Genomic DNA, 17,371 nt, shown 5'->3' with positions numbered 1-17,371 from the left:
GCCTCCTTCATTGGCTGACGATGTTCAGTGTATACATGGAAGTCACATTTGCCCAGCATTTGTGCGAGATTCCCGACCTGGACCCCCGGATGATGGCATTTGTGTATACACAAGCCTTGTGCGGAGCACCCGGCCGGGGCTACCATGAGCTCCATCACATCGTCGTGGACGGGACTCATTTTCATGGTTACGAAGAATTACCAGGACAGCTACGAACGCAGCCTGGCGAAACCCGAAGAATTCTGGCTGGAAGCCGCCGGGAAGGTCTCGTGGTCTGCACCGCCGCAGCGTGCCCTCGATTCCAGCAGGGCGCCGTTGTACGACTGGTTCCCTGACGGCGTCCTCAACACGTGCTACAACGCGCTGGACCGCCATGTGGCGGCGGGGCGGGGCGCGCAGGATGCCCTGATCTACGATTCCGCCATGCTCGGCACGCAGCAGCGCTACAGCTATGCGGAGCTGACGGACCTCGTCGCACGGTTCGCGGGTGTCCTGCGCAGCCAGGGCGTGGGCAAGGGCGACCGCGTCGTGATCTACATGCCGATGATCCCCGAGGCGGCCATCGCCATGCTTGCCACGGCCCGGCTCGGCGCCGTGCACTCCGTTGTCTTCGGCGGCTTCGCCCCCAAGGAACTCGCCGCGCGCATCCGCGACGCCAGGCCTGCCGTGGTGGTCACGGCATCCGGCGGCATCGAACCCTCGCGTCGGATCGAATACCTCCCCGCCGTCGCGGAAGCGCTCGGCCTGGCCGGAGCGTCGGACACGCCGGTTCTCGTCAAAGCCAGGGAAGGCTTCGCCGCCTCAATCGCCGGGCACACCGGCTGGCTGGACTGGGACGCCGAGATGGCCACCGCCGCGCCCGCCGCACCGGTTGACGTCAAGGCCACCGATCCGCTCTACATCCTGTACACCTCGGGAACCACCGGCGCCCCCAAGGGCGTCGTGCGGGACAACGGCGGCCACGCCGTGGCGCTCAGCTGGACCCTGGAGAACATCTACGACGTCGGCCCCGGCGACGTGATGTGGACCGCCTCCGACGTCGGCTGGGTCGTGGGGCACTCCTACATCGTGTACGGGCCGCTGCTGGCCGGGGCCACGACCGTCATCTACGAGGGCAAGCCCGTGGGCACGCCCGACGCCGGCGCGTTCTGGCGGGTGATCCAGGACCACAAGGTCAACGTGCTCTTCACCGCGCCGACCGCCCTGCGGGCCATCCGGAAGGCGGACCCTGAGGCGAAGCTGCTGGGGAAGTACGACATCTCCAGCCTGCGCACCCTTTTTGCCGCGGGCGAGCGGCTGGACACCGACACCTTCCACTGGGCCTCGCGGACCCTGGGCGTCCCGGTGGTGGACCACTGGTGGCAGACCGAGACCGGCTGGGCCATCTGCGCGAACCCCCGCGGGCTGGACGGGCTGCCCATCAAGGCAGGCTCGCCCAGTGTGCCGATGCCCGGCTTCAAGCTGAACATCGTCGACGGATCGGGCGAGGACGTCGAGGCCGGGACGGAGGGCAACATCGTCCTGGCGCTGCCGCTGCCGCCCGGCACGCTGACGACGCTGTGGGGCGACGACGAGCGCTACATTTCTTCCTACCTGCAGGCGTTCGAGGGCTACTACGCCACCGGCGATTCCGGCTACCGGGATGAGGACGGCTATCTCTTCGTGATGGGCCGCACCGACGACATCATCAACGTTGCCGGCCACAGGCTCTCCACCGGGGCCATGGAACAGGTGATCGGCCAGCACCCTGCCGTGGCCGAGTGCGCCGTGATCGGGCTCGCGGACCCGTTGAAGGGCCAGCGTCCCAGCGGTTACGTGGTGCTGAAGTCAGGCGTCGACGTGCCCGAGGAGATCCTGGTCAAGGACCTGATCGCGCTGGTCCGGCGGGACATCGGGGCCGTGGCTGACTTCAAGCACGTCACCGTGGTGGAGGCGCTGCCCAAGACCCGCTCCGGAAAGATCCTGCGCAAGACCATGCGCCAGATCGCCGACGGCGACGAGTACGTGGTGCCCTCGACGATTGAGGACGCCGGTGTGATCGACCAGCTCATCGGAACCCTGCGTCCGGCCGCCGCGGGGGAGTAGCCTCCCGGGACATGGTTGCCGGGTCAGGCAAGGCGTGCGGCACCGCAGCGGGGTCCCAGCACCCGCCGCGGCGGGTGCTGGGACCCCGTTGCTGCGGGTGGGCAGCTGGGGAGCAGCGGGGTTACGACAGCCGTGTCACGCTGAGCAGGCTTTTGGATCCTCCGTCGGCTCCGACGGCGTGATTCCGCTGCCGGGGCAGGGCGGCCGCGCCGAAAGTCTGGGCTGAGTGAAGGGTTACTTCCGGCTGCCGCAGTCCTCCCCGATAGGGGCAGTTAATTTGGCGGTATCCGTCGACACTGAGTAAGAAGCGCCCGCTCAGCTTTGCCTCCAGCGGTATTCGTTCTCCGGCCGGCCGGGGGCGCCGTAGCGCGCCGTCCGGGTGACCGTGCCGGCGTCGGCGAGGTATTCCAGGTAGCGCCGGGCGGTTACCCGTGACATGCCGAGCGCGTCCATCACTTCGCTCGCCGACACGGCCCCGGACTGCAGCTTCATAAAGTCCTGCACCGCCTCCAGCGTGGACGCCGCCAGCCCCTTGGGCAGCGGCAGCTCCGAGGGGGCCCGCAGGCTGGCGAAGGCCTGGTCCACCTCGCTCTGCGACGCCCCGGGACCGGCATGCCCGGCGGCGGGGGAGGCCAGCTGCTCCCGGAACTGCCGGTAGCTGCTGAGCTTGTCCGCGAACGTGGCAAAGGTGAAGGGCTTGATCAGGTACTGGACCACGCCCGTGGCCACCGCGCTGCGGACAATGTTCAGTTCCCGGACCGCTGTGATGGCGATGATGTCCGCAAACAGCCCGGCGGCACGCATGCGGCGCGCGATGTCCAGGCCGTGCAGGTCCGGCAGGTTCATGTCCAGCAGCACCAGGTCCACCGGGGCGCCCGCAGCCGCGAATTCCGTCAGCAGCCGCAGCGCGGACTGTCCGTCCGGGGCCGATCCAGCCAGCGTGAATCCCTCCAGCCGGCCGACATAGGCGGCGTGGGCTGCTGCTGCGATGGGCTCGTCCTCGACGACCAGTACACGGATGGTGCTCATTGCTGTCCCTCGGTGGTCAGTGATGCCGCCGGCGATAGCGCCGGTTGAATGGTCGGCGAAGCAGTTGGCAGTGTGACGCGGAACAGCGCCCCGGCGGGGCTCGTGATTGTCATGGTGCCGCCGAGCCGCTGCACCGCCTGGCGGACCAGGGCCAGGCCGAGGCCCCGGCCGAACGGCCCCGGTGTCTTGGTGCTGAAGCCGTGCCGGAAGATGTCCTCCACGGCCTGCGGATCGATCCCGGGACCGCTGTCCTCCACGGTGATTTCAAGGGTCCCGGGGGTCGCTGCCACCGTGAGCTCCACAAGTTTCGGGGCCGGCGCCTCGGCGGCGGCGTCGATGGCGTTGTCCAGGAGGTTGCCGAGGATCGCCACCAGGTCCTGCACGGCAAGCCCGGTTACCGGGGACGGGCCATGCCCGTCCCCCGGGGTGTGGAGGGTCAGTTCGACGCCCCGTTCGTGCGCCTCCGCGGCCTTGCCCATGATGAGGGCCCCGAGGACGGGTTCGTCGATGGAGCTGACGAGGTCATCGGTCAGCCGCTGGCTGAGCTCAAGGTCCTGGGTGGCGAAGTCCAGGGCTTCAGTGCCGCGTCCGAGTTCCATCAGGGAAACGATGGTGTGCAGCCGGTTGGCATGCTCGTGGGTCTGGGCGCGCAGGGCGTCGGAGAGCGTGCGCATGGTCTCCAGTTCGCTGCCGAGCGACTCGATCTCGGTGCGGTCGCGGATGGTGGCCACGGTGCCGTACACGGCCGTATTCGTGCGGCCGCCGGCGGAACCGGGCCCGACGGCCGGCCCCTGGTTCACCACGAGGACCCGCGGGCCGGTCAGGTGGATCTCGTCGAGCGCGGTGCGGCCCGATTCGAACAGTTCCCGCAGGCTGGGGGCCAGCGGGAGCGACTTGAGTGATAGGGCCTCCTGCTGTCCGCCGCCGACTGATGCCCCTGCGCCGCCGGCCGGCGTTCCTGCGCCGTCGGATGAGAGCGGTGTGAGCCCCAGCAGTTCGGCGGCCTGGTCGTTGTACATCACGACTTTGCCCTTCGGATCGACCAGGATGACGCCCTCGCGGACCGAGTGGAGGACCGATTCGTAGTAGGCGAAGAGCTGGGCGAGCTGCTCCGGACCCCAGCCGCGCGTCACCCGCCGCAGGTACCGCCCCAGCAGCCAGGAAGCCAGCGATCCGCCCGCGAGCAGGGCCAGCCCGATGGCTAAGAGCGCGGGCAGTCTGCCGGAGACGGCGATGTCCACGGTGTGGACGGTGACGCCGGCGGCGACCAGCGCCCGCACGGTGCCGCCCGCGTCCTTGACCGGCGCGATGGTGCGGACGGAGGGGCCGAGCGTGCCGGCCGTGATCTCGGTGAAGACCTTGCCGTCCAGGGCCGCATCGATCGAACCGATGTAGGGCTTGCCCAGTTCCTCGTTCCGGGGGTGGGTCCACCGGGTGCGGTCCGGCGCCATGATCGTGATGAAATCCGCGTTCGCGTCCGCCATGACTTTCATCGCGTAGGGCTGCAGCAGCGCGGAGGGATCCGGCGCGCCCGCCGCTTCCAGCACCAGGGGGCTGTCGGCCACGGCGGTCGCGACGGCGGCCATCCGCCGGCCCGCCTCGTCATAGGCGTGGTCGCGTGCGTCAACGAACGTGGCTGTGCCAACGACCGCCGTCAGGCTCAGGATGAACAGCAGATGGGCCACAAACAGCCGTCGGGCAATACTCCAGCGGTGGATCATCCACACCTTCCATGACCAATATGAACGCAACGGTGATGCGCGTCACGGCATCCCCAATGATGGTGGAACACGCAGAACGGACGCGATGGGCCCACAGCCTGTGCCGCACCGACGTCCAGCCTATCCAAGGAGAACACCATGACCTCTCAAAGAGGAGAGTCGGCGGCACTCGCCGCGACGCCGGTCAAGAAACGCAAGGGGCTCGACAAGTCCCATTATCTCTATATGGCGGTCATCGTGGCCGTCGTCCTCGGCGCCCTGGTCGGGCTGATGTTCCCGGAGGTCGGCAAGTCCCTGAAGCCGCTGGGCGACGGTTTCATCAAACTCATCAAGATGATGATCGGCCCGGTCATCTTCTGCACCATTGTTCTCGGCATCGGTTCCATCGCCAAGGCGGCCACGGTCGGCAAGGTCGGCGGCCTGGCACTGGGCTACTTCATGGTGATGTCCACCTTCGCACTGGCCATCGGCCTGGTCGTCGGTAACCTGATCCACCCGGGAGAGGGCCTCAAGCTCGCGCCTTACGACCCGAACAAGAAGGCGGCCGCGGACAGTACGGTCGACTTCCTGCTCGGCATCATCCCGGGCGACATCCCGGTCCTGCCGACCCTTCTCGCCGCGATCCTGGTCGGCTTCGCCCTGCAGCGGATGGGCGCACAGGGGACTCCGATCCTCAGGGCCGTCGGCTACGGCCAGGCCCTCGTGTTCCGCATCCTCGTCATGATCATGTGGCTGGCCCCGCTCGGAGCGTTCGGCGCGATCGCCGCCGTCGTCGGTGCCACCGGCGTGCAGGCCATCTTCAGCATGGCCACACTGATGGTCGCCTTCTACATCACCTGCGCCCTGTTCATCGTCGTGATTCTCGGCGGGCTGCTCAAGATCGTCGCCGGCGTCAGCATCTTCCGGCTGATGAAGTACCTCGGCCGCGAATACCTGCTCATCTTCTCCACCTCATCCTCCGAAGCCGCGCTGCCCCGGCTGATCGCGAAAATGGAACACCTCGGGGTGTCCAAGCCGGTCGTTGGCGTCACGGTCCCCACCGGCTATTCCTTCAACCTCGACGGCACGGCCATCTACCTGACCATGGCTTCGCTGTTCGTGGCCAACGCCATGGGCACTCCGCTGGACCTGGGCGCCCAGGTGTCGCTGCTGATCTTCATGATCATTGCCTCCAAGGGTGCCGCAGGCGTCACCGGTGCCGGCCTGGCCACGCTGGCTGCCGGACTCCAGGCGCATGCGCCGCAGCTCCTCGGCGGCGTGGGCATGATCGTCGGCATCGACCGCTTTATGTCCGAGGCCCGGGCGCTGACCAACTTCACCGGCAACGCCGTGGCCACCGTGCTGATCGGCACCTGGGTCAAGGAGATCGACGGCGGACAGGTCGAGCGTGTCCTCTCCGGCAACGAGCCCTTCAACGAACAGACCATGATCGCCGCACACGATGCACACGCGGAGGAAGCGGCTCCGGAAAAGCCCGTTCTGGCCAACGCCTGAGCTGTACCGACCCCCGCCAATGACTGGCCAGGACCGCCCGGACGCGCACCAGCGTCCGGGCGGTTTTTCGCGCCGTGACAGGAACCTTCGACTTCTACCAGAGGGTTGAGGCTCAAAGAATGGCCGCTGTCAAGGTCCACGGAATACCGTGTCGGGCGCTGTAGCCTTGGGAGGAATAAGACCGGCCCTGGACGTCCAGCGGCAGCAAGACCAGGCATGAGAATCACCGTCATCGAAAGTGTGGATAGATACGTGAGCAGCGAACAGGGTTCAGCAACTCTGGAAGGCACCGAACTCGATCTGGAAGACGCCGTCATGGGCCCCACCGGGCGCCCGCAACGCGACTTTCCGGAGCCCGCTCCGCTGTCCTCCCACGGTCCGGCGCGGGTCATCGCCATGGTCAACCAGAAGGGCGGAGTGGGCAAAACGACCTCCACGATCAACCTTGCGGCCGCGCTGGCGGAATTCGGCCGCCGCGTGCTCGTCGTGGACTTCGACCCGCAGGGTGCCCTTTCCGCTGGCCTCGGCATCAACCCGCACGAACTGGATCTCACGGTCTACAACGTCCTGATGGACCGCAAGGTTGACATCCGTGACGCCATCCACCAGACCGGCGTGGAAAACCTGGACCTGCTCCCGGCCAACATCGACCTCTCCGCCGCGGAGGTCCAGCTCGTCAACGAGGTGGCCCGCGAACAGGTGCTGGACCGGGCCCTGAAAAAGGTTGAGGATGACTACGACGTCGTCCTGATCGACTGCCAGCCGTCGCTGGGACTGCTCACCGTGAATGCACTGACCGCCTCCCACGGCGTGATCATCCCGCTGATCTGCGAGTTCTTCGCGCTGCGCGCGGTGGCGCTGCTGGTGGAGACCATCGACAAGGTCCAGGACCGCCTGAACCCGCGGCTGCAGGTCGACGGTGTCCTCGCCACCATGTACGACGCCCGCACGCTGCACAGCCGGGAGGTCATTTCCCGGCTGGTGGAGGCCTTCGGCGACAAGGTCTTCGAGACCGTTATTAAGCGCTCCATCAAATTTGCGGACGCCACCGTCGCGGCCGAGCCCATCACCAGCTATGCCGGCAACCACATCGGCGCCGACGCGTACCGCAACCTGGCCAAAGAGCTCATTTCGCGCGGCGGCGCGCCCTAGTCAGGGCCGTGGCAGATTCGGGTGCTCCCGCAGCGGGGCCGCACGCGCCGGCCGGGAAGAAGCCCGGGTTCGAGGTCCGGCTCGCCAACTTCACCGGCCCGTTCGACCTCCTGCTCGGACTGATTTCCAAGCACCAGCTGGACATCACCGAAGTGGCGCTGTCCACCGTCACCGATGAGTTCATCAAGTACATCAAGCGCCTGCAGAACCTGGGCGAGGAGTGGGCCCTGGATGAGGCCAGCGAATTCCTTGTCATCGCCGCCACGCTGCTGGACCTCAAGGCGGCCCGGCTGCTTCCTGCCGGCGAGGTGGAGGACGAGGAAGACATTGCCCTGCTCGAAGCCCGCGACCTGCTCTTCGCCCGGCTCCTGCAGTACAAGGCGTTCAAGCATGTGGCCGGCATGATGGGTGACACCCTTGAGCTGGAGGCCCGCCGGTACCCGCGGCAGGTCGCGCTGGAGGGCCACTTCGTGGCACTGCTGCCGGAGCTCCTCTGGCGGCACACCCCGCAGCAGTTCGCCGGCCTGGCCGAGGCCGCACTCAAGCCCAGGGAGGCCGCGCCCACCGAGGTCGGGCTTGCCCACCTCCACGGCACCCCGGTCAGCGTCAAGGAACAGGCCGAACTGCTGGGCCACCGGCTGCGGCTGGGCACGCCGCTCACCTTCCGGGCGCTGATCGCCGACGCCGAGTCCACCCTCGTGGTGGTGGCACGCTTCCTGGCGCTGCTGGAGCTGTTCCGGGATAAGGCGGTGGCCTTCGAACAGCTGCTCCCGCTCGGGGACCTGACGGTCCGCTGGACCGCCGGCGCCCAGGGCTGGAGCAGCGGAAACCTGAGTGAAGAATATGAGGAGCAGCCGTGAACCGCACCGGTACCGGAGATACAACCGGACACCCAGCCGGACACCCGACCCCTGTGGCACGGGCCGCCGGCGCAACAGCTGGCGCAGCCGCTGAGACAACCGCTGGCGCAGCCGCTGAGACACAGGCGGCAGCCGAAAACGACGACGGCCCCGACCTCGGCAGCCTCCCCGGCGGTGCCCGCGCCGCCCTCGAGGCCGTCCTGATGGTGATCGACCAGCCGGCGACGGCGACCGAGCTCGCCTCCGGCCTGAACCTGACCGTCGACGTCGTCGAGGGGCTGCTCGTGGAACTGCAGCGGGAGTATAACGGCTATACTGTTAATGCCCCGGATGTGGACGATGCCAGTGTCAACGGCTTCAGTCCCACCCCCCGGGGTTTTGAATTGCGGAATATTGCCGGAGGCTGGCGGATCTATTCGCGCACCGAGTTCGCCGATATCGTCGGCGGCTTCGTGCTGGAGGGACAGACAGCCAGGCTGACGCAGGCGGCGCTCGAAACGCTCGCCGTCATCGCTTACCGCCAGCCCGTATCAAGGGCGCGGGTGTCTGCAATTCGAGGAGTCAATGTTGACACTGTCGTGCGGACGCTGACGCAGCGGGGGCTGATCGAGGACTCGGGAACTGATCCTGAGTCCGGGGCCATCCTGTACCGCACGACGTCGTATTTCCTGGAGCGAATGGGAATCGGCTCGGTCGCGGAATTGCCGCAACTTTCACCCCATCTTCCGGGGCTGGAAGGCATCGAAGAGTTCTATGAGGCAGGAAGAATGTAGGCAGGAACAACTGCCTGCGCACGGATATCAAACCAGGGCAGAGGCTTTTTGCCCCAGCCGGCGGGGGTTGTCGGGAGACAGCGGCCGTTGGCCAACAAACGAAGGACGGGTCATGACACAGGCGGGACGCCAGGGTTCACCACGTAACAGTTCGGGACGTAACAGTGCCGGACAAAGCAGTGCCGGACAAAGCAGAGCGCAGGGCTCCGGCCGCGGCGCACAGGGCGGCGCAGGCCGCAGCGGCGGAGCCGACTACAAGGGCGGCTCAGCCCGCGGCGCGCAGGGCGCAGGAAGCCGCAGCGGGGGAGCGGGCTTCAAGGGCGGCGCAGACCGCCCGTTCAAGCGGCCCAAGCCCCGCGAAGAAGCCTTCATCGACCCGGACCTGCAGGGACCCGACGGCGTGCCCGCCGGCAAGCCCGCGTCCGGTGACTGGAAGTCCAAGGCGCCCTCCGGCAAGGAGGCAGCCCGCAAGGCTGCCGCCCGCAAACCCGGCTTCGGCAAGGCCCCCGGCACTCCGGGAGCGCTCAAGCCCAAGCCGCGCACCGGCGCCCCGAAGACGGCCGGCGCACGCGCGTTCGGCAGCGAACGCTTCGGCCAGAACCTCGGGCCCGTGCGCAAGCCGGCCCGCAAGCGCGGACCCCGCGCCGATGTGCCCCAGTCCGAGGTGCACGACCAGGACGGCATCCGCCTGCAGAAGGTCATGGCCTCGGCCGGCGTCGCCTCACGGCGGGTCTGCGAAGAAATGATCGCCGAGGGCCGGGTTGAAGTCGACGGCCAGGTCGTCACCGAGCTTGGCGTCCGCGTCGACCCGAAGACCGCCGTGATCCACGTCGACGGCCTCCGCATCCAGCTGGACGAGAACATGGTCTACATGGTGTTCAACAAGCCCAAGGGCGTTGTCTCCACGATGGAAGACCCGGACGGGCGTCCGTGCATCAGCGACTTCGTGCGCAACAGCCACGGCGAACGCCTGTTCCACGTCGGACGCCTCGACGTCGCCACCGAGGGTCTGCTGCTGCTGACCAACGACGGCGAACTCGCCAACCGTCTGACGCACCCCTCCTACGAAGTCCCCAAGACCTACCTCGTGCAGGTCCGCGGGCCGTTCCCGCAGGGCATCGGCGCCGAGCTCAAGGCCGGCGTCGAACTCGAGGACGGCATCGCGTCGGTGGACTCCTTCAAGCTTGTGGACTCCACACCGGGGCACGTGCTGATCGAGGTCGTACTGCACTCGGGCAAGAACCGGATCGTCCGGCGTCTTTTTGACGCCGTCGGGTTCCCGGTGCTTCGCCTGGTCCGCGTAAAGGTTGGTCCCATCGGCCTGGGCGACCAGCGCCAGGGCAGCATCCGCAACCTCGGCAGGCAGGAAGTCGGCCACCTGCTGGCATCCGTAGGGCTGTAGGCATGTCCGCCTTTCGCACCCACGGCCGCGGCCACCTCAACGGTCCGGTGGTGGTCGTGGGGACCGGGCTCCTGGGCACCAGCATCGGGCTGGGGCTGCGGGGCCGCGGAGTGGCAGTCTTCCTCTCCGACCCTTCGCCCACCAACCAGGCCGTCGCCGTCGACATCGGCGCAGGCCTGCCTTTGGCGCGCCTTGACGGCGAACAGCCGGAACTCGTGGTCGTCGCCGCACCGCCGGATGTCACGGCGGATGTGGTGGAACGCGCCCTCGCGGACTACCCCCAGGCCACCGTCGTGGACATCGCCAGCGTGAAGGCCGGCATCCAGGCCGAGCTCCGCAGCCGCGGCGCCGACCTCAGCCGCTACGTAGGCACCCACCCGATGGCGGGCCGGGAAAAGTCGGGCCCCGTCGCTGCCCGCGGCGAGCTCTTCACCTCCATGCCGTGGGTCCTTTGCCCGTCCGGGGAGACACAGCCCCAGGCTCTGCAGGCAGCGCGCGCGCTGGCTGTGGACCTCGGCGCCGTCGTGTCCGAATTCGGGGCCGAGGAACACGACGAGGCGGTGGCGCTCGTCTCGCACGTACCCCAGGTGGTGTCCTCACTCGTGGCCAGCCGGCTGCAGGGCACCCCCCTGCATGCGCTGTCCCTCGCCGGCAACGGACTGCGGGACGTCACCCGGATCGCGGCGAGTGATCCAACCCTCTGGGTGCAGATCCTCGGCGCGAACGCGGAGAAGGTCGTGGAGATCCTGCACGGCGTCCGCGAGGACCTCAACCGGGTCATCGGCACGCTCGAGAACCCGACAGCGCCCGGTGCCCGGCTCGATCTTGCCCAGCTGATCAGCGAAGGCAACGCCGGCCAGTCCCGCATTCCGGGCAAGCACGGCGGACCCCCGCAGGCGTACTCCTGGCTGACCGTCCTGGTGGATGACACCCCGGGGCAGATCGCCAGGCTCCTGACGGAGATCGGCGAGATCGGCGTCAACCTCGAGGACCTCCGGCTGGACCACTCCTCGGGACAGAACGTGGGCATGGTGGAGATCTCCGTGCTGCCGAACAAGCACGAACTGTTAATCGAAGCCCTCAATGACCGTGGATGGCGGGTACTCCAGTAATGACCCAGGAACTTATTGAAACCGTGGACATCCTCCGCCCCGGAAAAAGCCTCGTCGTAGCCATCGACGGACCGTCCGGATCGGGCAAGTCCAGCGTCAGCAAAGAGGTGGCACGCCGGCTCAAGCTGGCGTACCTCGACACCGGCGCCATGTACCGTGCGCTGACCTGGCTCTGCCTGGACAGCGGCACGGACCTGGACGACGGCGCCGCCGTGGAGGCCGCCGCCAGGAGCCTTCCACTGGAAATCAGCACGAGCCCGCTGGAGGAATACGTCCGCGTCGGCGGCACCGATGTTACGCTCGCGATCCGCGAGCCGGCGATCTCCGCCGCCGTCAGCGCCGTCGCCACCACCCTCGGTGCCCGCACCGAACTGATCCGCCGGCAGCGCGAACTGATCGACAAGCACCACCACCGCATGGTGGTCGAAGGCCGGGACATCACCACCGTCGTCGCGCCCCACGCCGAAGTGCGGATGCTGCTCACCGCGAGCGAAGAGGCGCGGCTGCGCCGCCGGGGCATCCAGCTCGGCGGCAGCCAGAACGCCGAACAGCTTGCGGCGCAGGTCACCCAGCGCGACGCGAAGGACTCAACCGTGGTGAACTTCACCCGGGCCGCCGACGGGGTGGTGACGCTGGACTCCTCGGAGCTCGACTTCGCCGAAACCGTCGACGCCGCGCTCAGCATTGTGCACGGCATCGTCAACCACCAGGCCATCAACCGTGACTGACGCGGGGCAGCCGGCCCGGGTTCCGGCGATGGCGCAGGTCCCGGCCCGGTGGACCACTCTGTGGAGCCGGCCCGTGGGCTGGCTGCTGGACCATGTCCTCTACCGGACCTCGGTCACTGGGCGGTCAAACGTCCCGGCCACCGGTCCGGTGATCTTCGCCGGCAACCACATCAGTTTCCTGGACGGACCCGTGATGTTCGGGGCGTCGCCGCGTGCCATGCACATCCTGGTCAAGAAAGAAATGTTCGCCGGCTTCCTCGGCCGCGTGCTCCAGGCCTCCGGCCAGCTTGCGGTGGACCGCGCGGGCGACCGGGGGGCTCTCCTCACGGCCAAGGGGGTGCTCGACGCAGGGCGGTGCGTCGGGATCCTTCCCGAAGGCACGCGCGGCAGCGGCGAAGCCTCCGCCATCAACAACGGGGTCGCCTGGCTCGCGCTGAATTCCGGCGCGACCGTGGTCCCCGTGGCCATCCTGGGCACCCGCATGGGCGGCGAACACCTCGACGCCGTTCCCCGGCTCCGCCGCAAGCTGCACGTCAGCTTCGGCGGTGCCCTCAACGTCAGCCGCAGGCCCGGCGAGACCGGGCGTGTTTCAATGGACAGGGCCGGAACCGAGATCCGCGCCGCGCTGGCCCGCCATGTCCAGGACTCGATCCAAAGAACCGGGCAGCCCTTGCCCGACGCGGATTCCCCGCAAGAACGTCATGAAGCAGTAGCCGGGACGCCGGCAGATCACCCCATAAGGAAAGTGCAATGAGCGATACGACTCAAACCTCCGGCCAATTCGGCGCCGGCGAAGACGAATACACGCCCACCGGCACGGACCAGGTGGCCGAGCACCTCGCCGCCCTGGACGATGAAGAAGCAGAGGTCCGCGCGGCCTCCCTCCGGGCCGGCCTGGAGGACTACGAGCTGGATGAAGACGACGCCGCCCTCCTGAGCGGCGAGTATGAGGACGAGGACTTCGACGGCCCGGTCAAGCTGGACCCGGTCCTGGCCATCATCGGCCGGCCCAACGTGGGCAAATCCACGCTGGTGAACCGGATCCTCGGCCGCCGCGAAGCCGTGGTGGAAGACACCCCCGGCGTCACCCGTGACCGGGTGATGTACTCGGCCACCTGGAACGGCCGGAACTTCACGGTCGTCGACACCGGCGGCTGGGAGCACGATGCCCGCGGCATCCACGCCCGCGTCGCCGAACAGGCCGAAATGGCCGTGGAGCTCGCCGACGCCGTGCTGTTCGTCGTGGACTCCGCCGTCGGCGCCACCGCCACGGACGAAGCCGTCGTGAAGATGCTCCGCAAGTCCAAGAAGCCGGTCATCATGGTGGCCAACAAGGTGGACGACTTCGCGCAGGAAGCCGACTCGGCACGGCTCTGGGGCCTTGGCTTCGGCGAACCGTACCCGGTCTCGGCACTGCACGGCCGGGGCGTCGCCGACCTCCTGGACCACGTGATGGACACCCTGCCCGAGTTCTCCACGATCGAAGGCCTGGAACGCTCCGGCGGTCCGCGCCGCATCGCGCTGATCGGGCGTCCGAACGTCGGCAAGTCCTCGCTGCTGAACAAGCTGGCCGGCTCCGAGCGCGTCGTCGTGGACAACACTGCCGGCACCACGCGTGACCCGGTCGATGAGTTCATCGAACTCGGCGGCCGCACCTGGCGTTTCGTGGACACTGCCGGCATCCGCCGCCGCCAGCACATGGCACAGGGCGCCGACTTCTACGCCTCCCTGCGCACGCAGAGCGCCCTCGAAAAGGCGGAGGTCGCCGTCGTGCTCCTCGCGGTGGACGAAGTCCTCAGCGAGCAGGACGTCCGCATCCTGCAGCTCGCCATCGAATCCGGCCGTGCCCTGGTCCTCGCCTTCAACAAGTGGGACCTGCTGGATGACGAGCGCCGCAGCTACCTGGAACGTGAAATCGAGCAGGACCTGGCCCACGTGGCGTGGGCGCCGCGCGTCAACATCTCGGCGCTGACCGGGTGGCACAAGGACAAGCTGGTCCCGGCCCTCGACACCGCCCTGGAAAGCTGGGACAAGCGCATTTCCACCGGCCGGCTCAACGCCTTCCTGGGCGAGCTGGTTGCCGCGCACCCGCACCCGGTCCGCGGCGGAAAGCAGCCCCGCATCCTCTTCGGCACCCAGGCCTCCAGCCGCCCGCCGAAGTTCGTGCTCTTCACCACCGGGTTCCTGGACCCGGGCTACCGCCGCTTTATCACCCGCCGGCTCCGCGAAACCTTCGGTTTCGAGGGCACGCCGATCGAGGTCAACATGCGTGTGCGGGAAAAGCGCGGCAAGAAGCGTTAATTCCGACACACCTTGCCCGTGACATGCAGAAGGTGTCACGGGCACCCTCCGGAATCGTGTAAGCTTTTGGAGGTGGTTCGGCCGGACTGCTCAGATGAAATCTTTTGGAAATCCACGAGAATTTCATCCAGAGCGGAGAACGGCGGAACTAACGGGCTGTAGCGCAGCTTGGTAGCGCACTTGACTGGGGGTCAAGGGGTCGCAGGTTCAAATCCTGTCAGCCCGACCAATTAGGGCCGTTTTCCGGTGTAGACACTGGGAAACGGCCCTTTTGTCGTTTCCGGGTCAGGCGCTCTTTGGGGACATTTTGGGGACATTGCCTAGGGTGCGCTGCCGGTTCAGGGCTTCTGTCCGGGCGCTTTCGAGGGCGCGGGATACCTCGTCCAGCCGGTCCGGCCACAGGTGGCCGTACGTGTTCAGGGTTTCCGTGGCGTCCTTGTGTCCGAGCATCTGCTGCACCACTTTGACGTCGGCCCCGGCGGCTATCGCTGCGCTGGCGGCGGTGTGGCGCAGCTTGTGCGGGGTCAGGCCCATCGCCGCTAGGTCGGCGTCATCAACTGCGAGGTTGAACACCCGGGTCCTCCAGTTGTGGTCGTGGATGGGGCCCCCGCGTGCGGCCTGGAACACGAAGGCGTCCTGTGGCTGGCCTGCGGTGAGCTGCTGCATCTCGGCGACGAGGAAGCGGGGCAGCGGAACGGCCCGTTTCTCGTGCGTCTTGGGGGTTCCCAGTACTCTCTTGCCGTCCTTGTCCACTGTCCATGTTTCCGCGATCCGGGCGCGGGCCCGCATGAGGTCCAAACCTGAGACACGCAGGGCCAAAGCTTCGTTGATGCGGAGTCCGGTATAGGCGAGCATATAGACGAGCGCGCGGTCCGTTTCGTCTCCGGCCTTGTCATGTGCTGCCATGGCGAGCGCCTCCACCTGCTCGTGGCTGAGGTAGACGTGTTCCGGGGCCGTGACTCGGGGCAGCCGGACGCCGGCTGCGGGATTCCGGGGTATCCGGTCCGTGTCCACCGCCCATCCCAGCACAGCGGACGCCACGGTGTGGATGTGGTCCACGGATGAGGCGCTGAGGGGCCGGTTCATGGTGCCGGCCGGTTCGTACTCTGCCGGGTCGGTCCCTCTGACTTTGTACCGGGCCGGGGCTGTGCCGTTGCTTAAGCCGGTGATCCACGCGGCGACCTGGGGTTTCGAGATGGTGCCGATTCTCCGGGGCCCCCACTGCGGCAGGACATAGCTGCGCAGTTCGCGCTCGTACCGGCGGTATGTGGCCGGCTTGATGTCCAGTCTCGTGCTGAGCCATTCCGCGGCGACGTCGGCGAACATGGTCTCGGCGTGTTCGGGCGGCCGGTAGGTGCCGGCCCGCAGGTCGTTTTCTGTTTTCGCGACCCATTGCTCGGCGTCGGGCTTGCGCTGGAATCGCTTGGACCGTCTCTTCTTGGCCTGCTCTGTTCCGTCTTCCCACCAGTAGACCTTCCAGCGGGACCCTTTGCCGTGGTTCGGCGTCTTGACCTTGTCGGCTGTGAGCCACTGGTCTTCTATCCATGCGCGTGCCATGTCAGCCTTCCGCGTCTTTTACGGGGGGCTGGGAAAGAAGACGTGGCTCGCCGTTCTCGTCCCATAGGTACCGCGTCATGTTGAAGAGCAAAAGCTGGGTCCATTCCAGGCGCTCCTGATGGTCAACGTAGGGCTTGAGCTTTTCGTGGAAGTCTTCGGGATGACGTTCCCGCAAGTAGTCGCTGTACTGCTCCAGCCGTTCACCGGCTTCTCGAACTGCCTGGCCTAGCCGTCCTTCCTCGTCGGTAATCCTGTTGATTGCCTGGAAGGCCGCCTGCTGTGCTGCCTCCTGCGCTGCCATCAGGATGCTCCCGGCGGTGTCGTCATCGACCATTCGGGCGGCCATGCGCCATGGGTCACCCTCCAGGATTTGGGCGAGCAGGATGGCCTCGTTGAGACTGACAGGGCGCGCAAGGTTCTCGATGCGCTGTATCTGCTGCTGGAACAGCGGTAGGCCGGCTTCAGTTGCTCGGCGGGCAAGTTCGGTCTGCGACATTTCAAAATCAAGACGACGACGGGCAAGCGACTTCGCGAAAGCTGTCTCCCAAGGGAGGGCAGACGTTCGGTTCTTAGGGTTTTCTGCCTGTTTCATGTTGTCACAGTACACGCTGGTGTTGTCACCTGCTACAACGCGTTGTATCTAGGGGCATCCTGTAGTTACATCGGGGTGTTGCGGTTCGCAACAAAACGGAGGGACCGGTTGGTGCAGATCGAAACAGAACGAAGAATGACTGCGGGCATGTTGACCACCGCTGATCTGGCGGAGCGTTGGCAGGTGCCGGCCCGGACTCTTGGGCAGTGGCGCTATGAACGGCGGGGGCCCGCGTACGTGAAGATCGGCGGTGCCGTCCGCTATCGCGTCGCCGACGTCGAAACCTACGAAAACGAACACATTGTGGGTGTCCGGTGAATCAGGGGGCTGGGGCCTGGCGGCGGTCCAGGATGAGGCCAGCACAAGAAAACCCCCAAAGCCGGGAAGCAGTGGGGGCGGTAAATCTTGAACTATCTACGAGTCTAGCCCGCCGGCGGCTGGCGTCGCTTCGCTGCCCGCCGTTGGAAGACGGACGCCGGGACACATTGGACCCGTGCCCCGAATCCTTCCGGCTGGCTCCGGTGCAGTTCGGGCTCAACGGGGGCGAGTTGATGGCGGAGACACT

General features: G+C 67.1%; 15 protein-coding genes and 1 tRNA gene. 12 read left to right on the top strand and 4 right to left on the bottom strand.

The window, feature by feature from the left end; all coding sequences use genetic code 11:
- The first annotated feature begins 183 nt into the window (after positions 1-183).
- Entirely contained in the window at positions 184-2,085 is a 1,902-nt protein-coding gene (locus AC1MFL_RS02315) for an acetate--CoA ligase (protein WP_479813149.1), read from the top strand.
- A gap of 315 nt (positions 2,086-2,400) precedes the next feature.
- On the opposite strand, the gene AC1MFL_RS02310 is transcribed toward AC1MFL_RS02315, so the two are convergent.
- Both AC1MFL_RS02310 and AC1MFL_RS02305 read right to left on the bottom strand, forming a co-directional pair.
- Complete coding sequence (locus AC1MFL_RS02310) at positions 2,401-3,114, bottom strand: response regulator (RefSeq protein WP_479813147.1); 714 nt, start codon at positions 3,112-3,114, stop codon at positions 2,401-2,403.
- Complete coding sequence (locus AC1MFL_RS02305) at positions 3,111-4,835, bottom strand: sensor histidine kinase (protein ID WP_479813145.1); 1,725 nt, start codon at positions 4,833-4,835, stop codon at positions 3,111-3,113. The genes AC1MFL_RS02310 and AC1MFL_RS02305 overlap by 4 nt, the downstream gene beginning before the upstream one ends.
- 138 nt (positions 4,836-4,973) lie before the next feature.
- Here AC1MFL_RS02305 and AC1MFL_RS02300 point away from each other — a divergent pair, with 138 nt between their 5' ends.
- The 10 genes from AC1MFL_RS02300 to AC1MFL_RS02255 all read left to right on the top strand — a co-directional run bounded on the left by AC1MFL_RS02300 (position 4,974) and on the right by AC1MFL_RS02255 (position 14,886).
- The gene (locus tag AC1MFL_RS02300) at positions 4,974-6,329 is read left to right on the top strand and encodes a cation:dicarboxylate symporter family transporter (protein WP_479813143.1); all 1,356 of its coding nucleotides are present in this window, start codon (positions 4,974-4,976) and stop codon (positions 6,327-6,329) included.
- A 252-nt stretch (positions 6,330-6,581) separates the two neighbouring features.
- A complete protein-coding gene (locus AC1MFL_RS02295; protein WP_301227750.1) occupies positions 6,582-7,481 on the top strand; it encodes a ParA family protein in 900 nt (299 codons plus the stop codon).
- 8 nt (positions 7,482-7,489) lie between these two features.
- Positions 7,490-8,341, top strand: coding sequence for a segregation and condensation protein A (locus AC1MFL_RS02290; RefSeq protein WP_479813141.1), 852 nt, complete (start codon positions 7,490-7,492; stop codon positions 8,339-8,341).
- On the top strand, positions 8,338-9,114 hold the full coding sequence (gene scpB / locus AC1MFL_RS02285; RefSeq protein ID WP_479813139.1) for an SMC-Scp complex subunit ScpB: 777 nt from the start codon (positions 8,338-8,340) through the stop codon (positions 9,112-9,114). Before AC1MFL_RS02290 ends, scpB begins: the two co-directional genes overlap by 4 nt.
- Positions 9,115-9,226: 112 nt before the next feature.
- Positions 9,227-10,516 (top strand): pseudouridine synthase, encoded by a 1,290-nt coding sequence (locus tag AC1MFL_RS02280; protein ID WP_479813137.1) that lies wholly within the window; start codon positions 9,227-9,229, stop codon positions 10,514-10,516.
- Positions 10,517-10,518: 2 nt separating this feature from the next.
- Positions 10,519-11,628: a prephenate dehydrogenase gene (locus tag AC1MFL_RS02275; RefSeq protein ID WP_479813135.1), complete on the top strand. Its 1,110-nt coding sequence runs from the start codon at positions 10,519-10,521 to the stop codon at positions 11,626-11,628.
- Positions 11,628-12,356 (top strand): (d)CMP kinase, encoded by a 729-nt coding sequence (cmk, locus tag AC1MFL_RS02270; protein WP_479813133.1) that lies wholly within the window; start codon positions 11,628-11,630, stop codon positions 12,354-12,356. The genes AC1MFL_RS02275 and cmk overlap by 1 nt, the downstream gene beginning before the upstream one ends.
- A gap of 28 nt (positions 12,357-12,384) precedes the next feature.
- Positions 12,385-13,110, top strand: coding sequence for a lysophospholipid acyltransferase family protein (locus AC1MFL_RS02265; protein ID WP_479815269.1), 726 nt, complete (start codon positions 12,385-12,387; stop codon positions 13,108-13,110).
- Positions 13,107-14,657, top strand: coding sequence for a ribosome biogenesis GTPase Der (der, locus tag AC1MFL_RS02260; protein WP_479813131.1), 1,551 nt, complete (start codon positions 13,107-13,109; stop codon positions 14,655-14,657). The genes AC1MFL_RS02265 and der overlap by 4 nt, the downstream gene beginning before the upstream one ends.
- Before the next feature lie 152 nt (positions 14,658-14,809).
- A tRNA-Pro gene (locus AC1MFL_RS02255) sits at positions 14,810-14,886 on the top strand.
- 56 nt (positions 14,887-14,942) lie between these two features.
- Here the strand turns inward: AC1MFL_RS02255 and AC1MFL_RS02250 are convergent.
- Both AC1MFL_RS02250 and AC1MFL_RS02245 read right to left on the bottom strand, forming a co-directional pair.
- Positions 14,943-16,214, bottom strand: coding sequence for a tyrosine-type recombinase/integrase (locus tag AC1MFL_RS02250; RefSeq protein WP_479813129.1), 1,272 nt, complete (start codon positions 16,212-16,214; stop codon positions 14,943-14,945).
- Between the two features lies 1 nt (position 16,215).
- The gene (locus AC1MFL_RS02245) at positions 16,216-16,806 is read right to left on the bottom strand and encodes a helix-turn-helix domain-containing protein (RefSeq protein ID WP_479813127.1); all 591 of its coding nucleotides are present in this window, start codon (positions 16,804-16,806) and stop codon (positions 16,216-16,218) included.
- Positions 16,807-16,953: 147 nt separating this feature from the next.
- Between AC1MFL_RS02245 and AC1MFL_RS02240 the strand changes: the two genes are divergently transcribed.
- Positions 16,954-17,124 (top strand): helix-turn-helix domain-containing protein, encoded by a 171-nt coding sequence (locus AC1MFL_RS02240; protein WP_479813125.1) that lies wholly within the window; start codon positions 16,954-16,956, stop codon positions 17,122-17,124.
- Positions 17,125-17,371: the final 247 nt, after the last annotated feature.

This window comes from Arthrobacter sp. BG3 (assembly GCF_056680185.1).
Note: the sequence above shows the minus strand (reverse complement) of the source record. Positions and strands in the feature narration are given on the sequence as shown.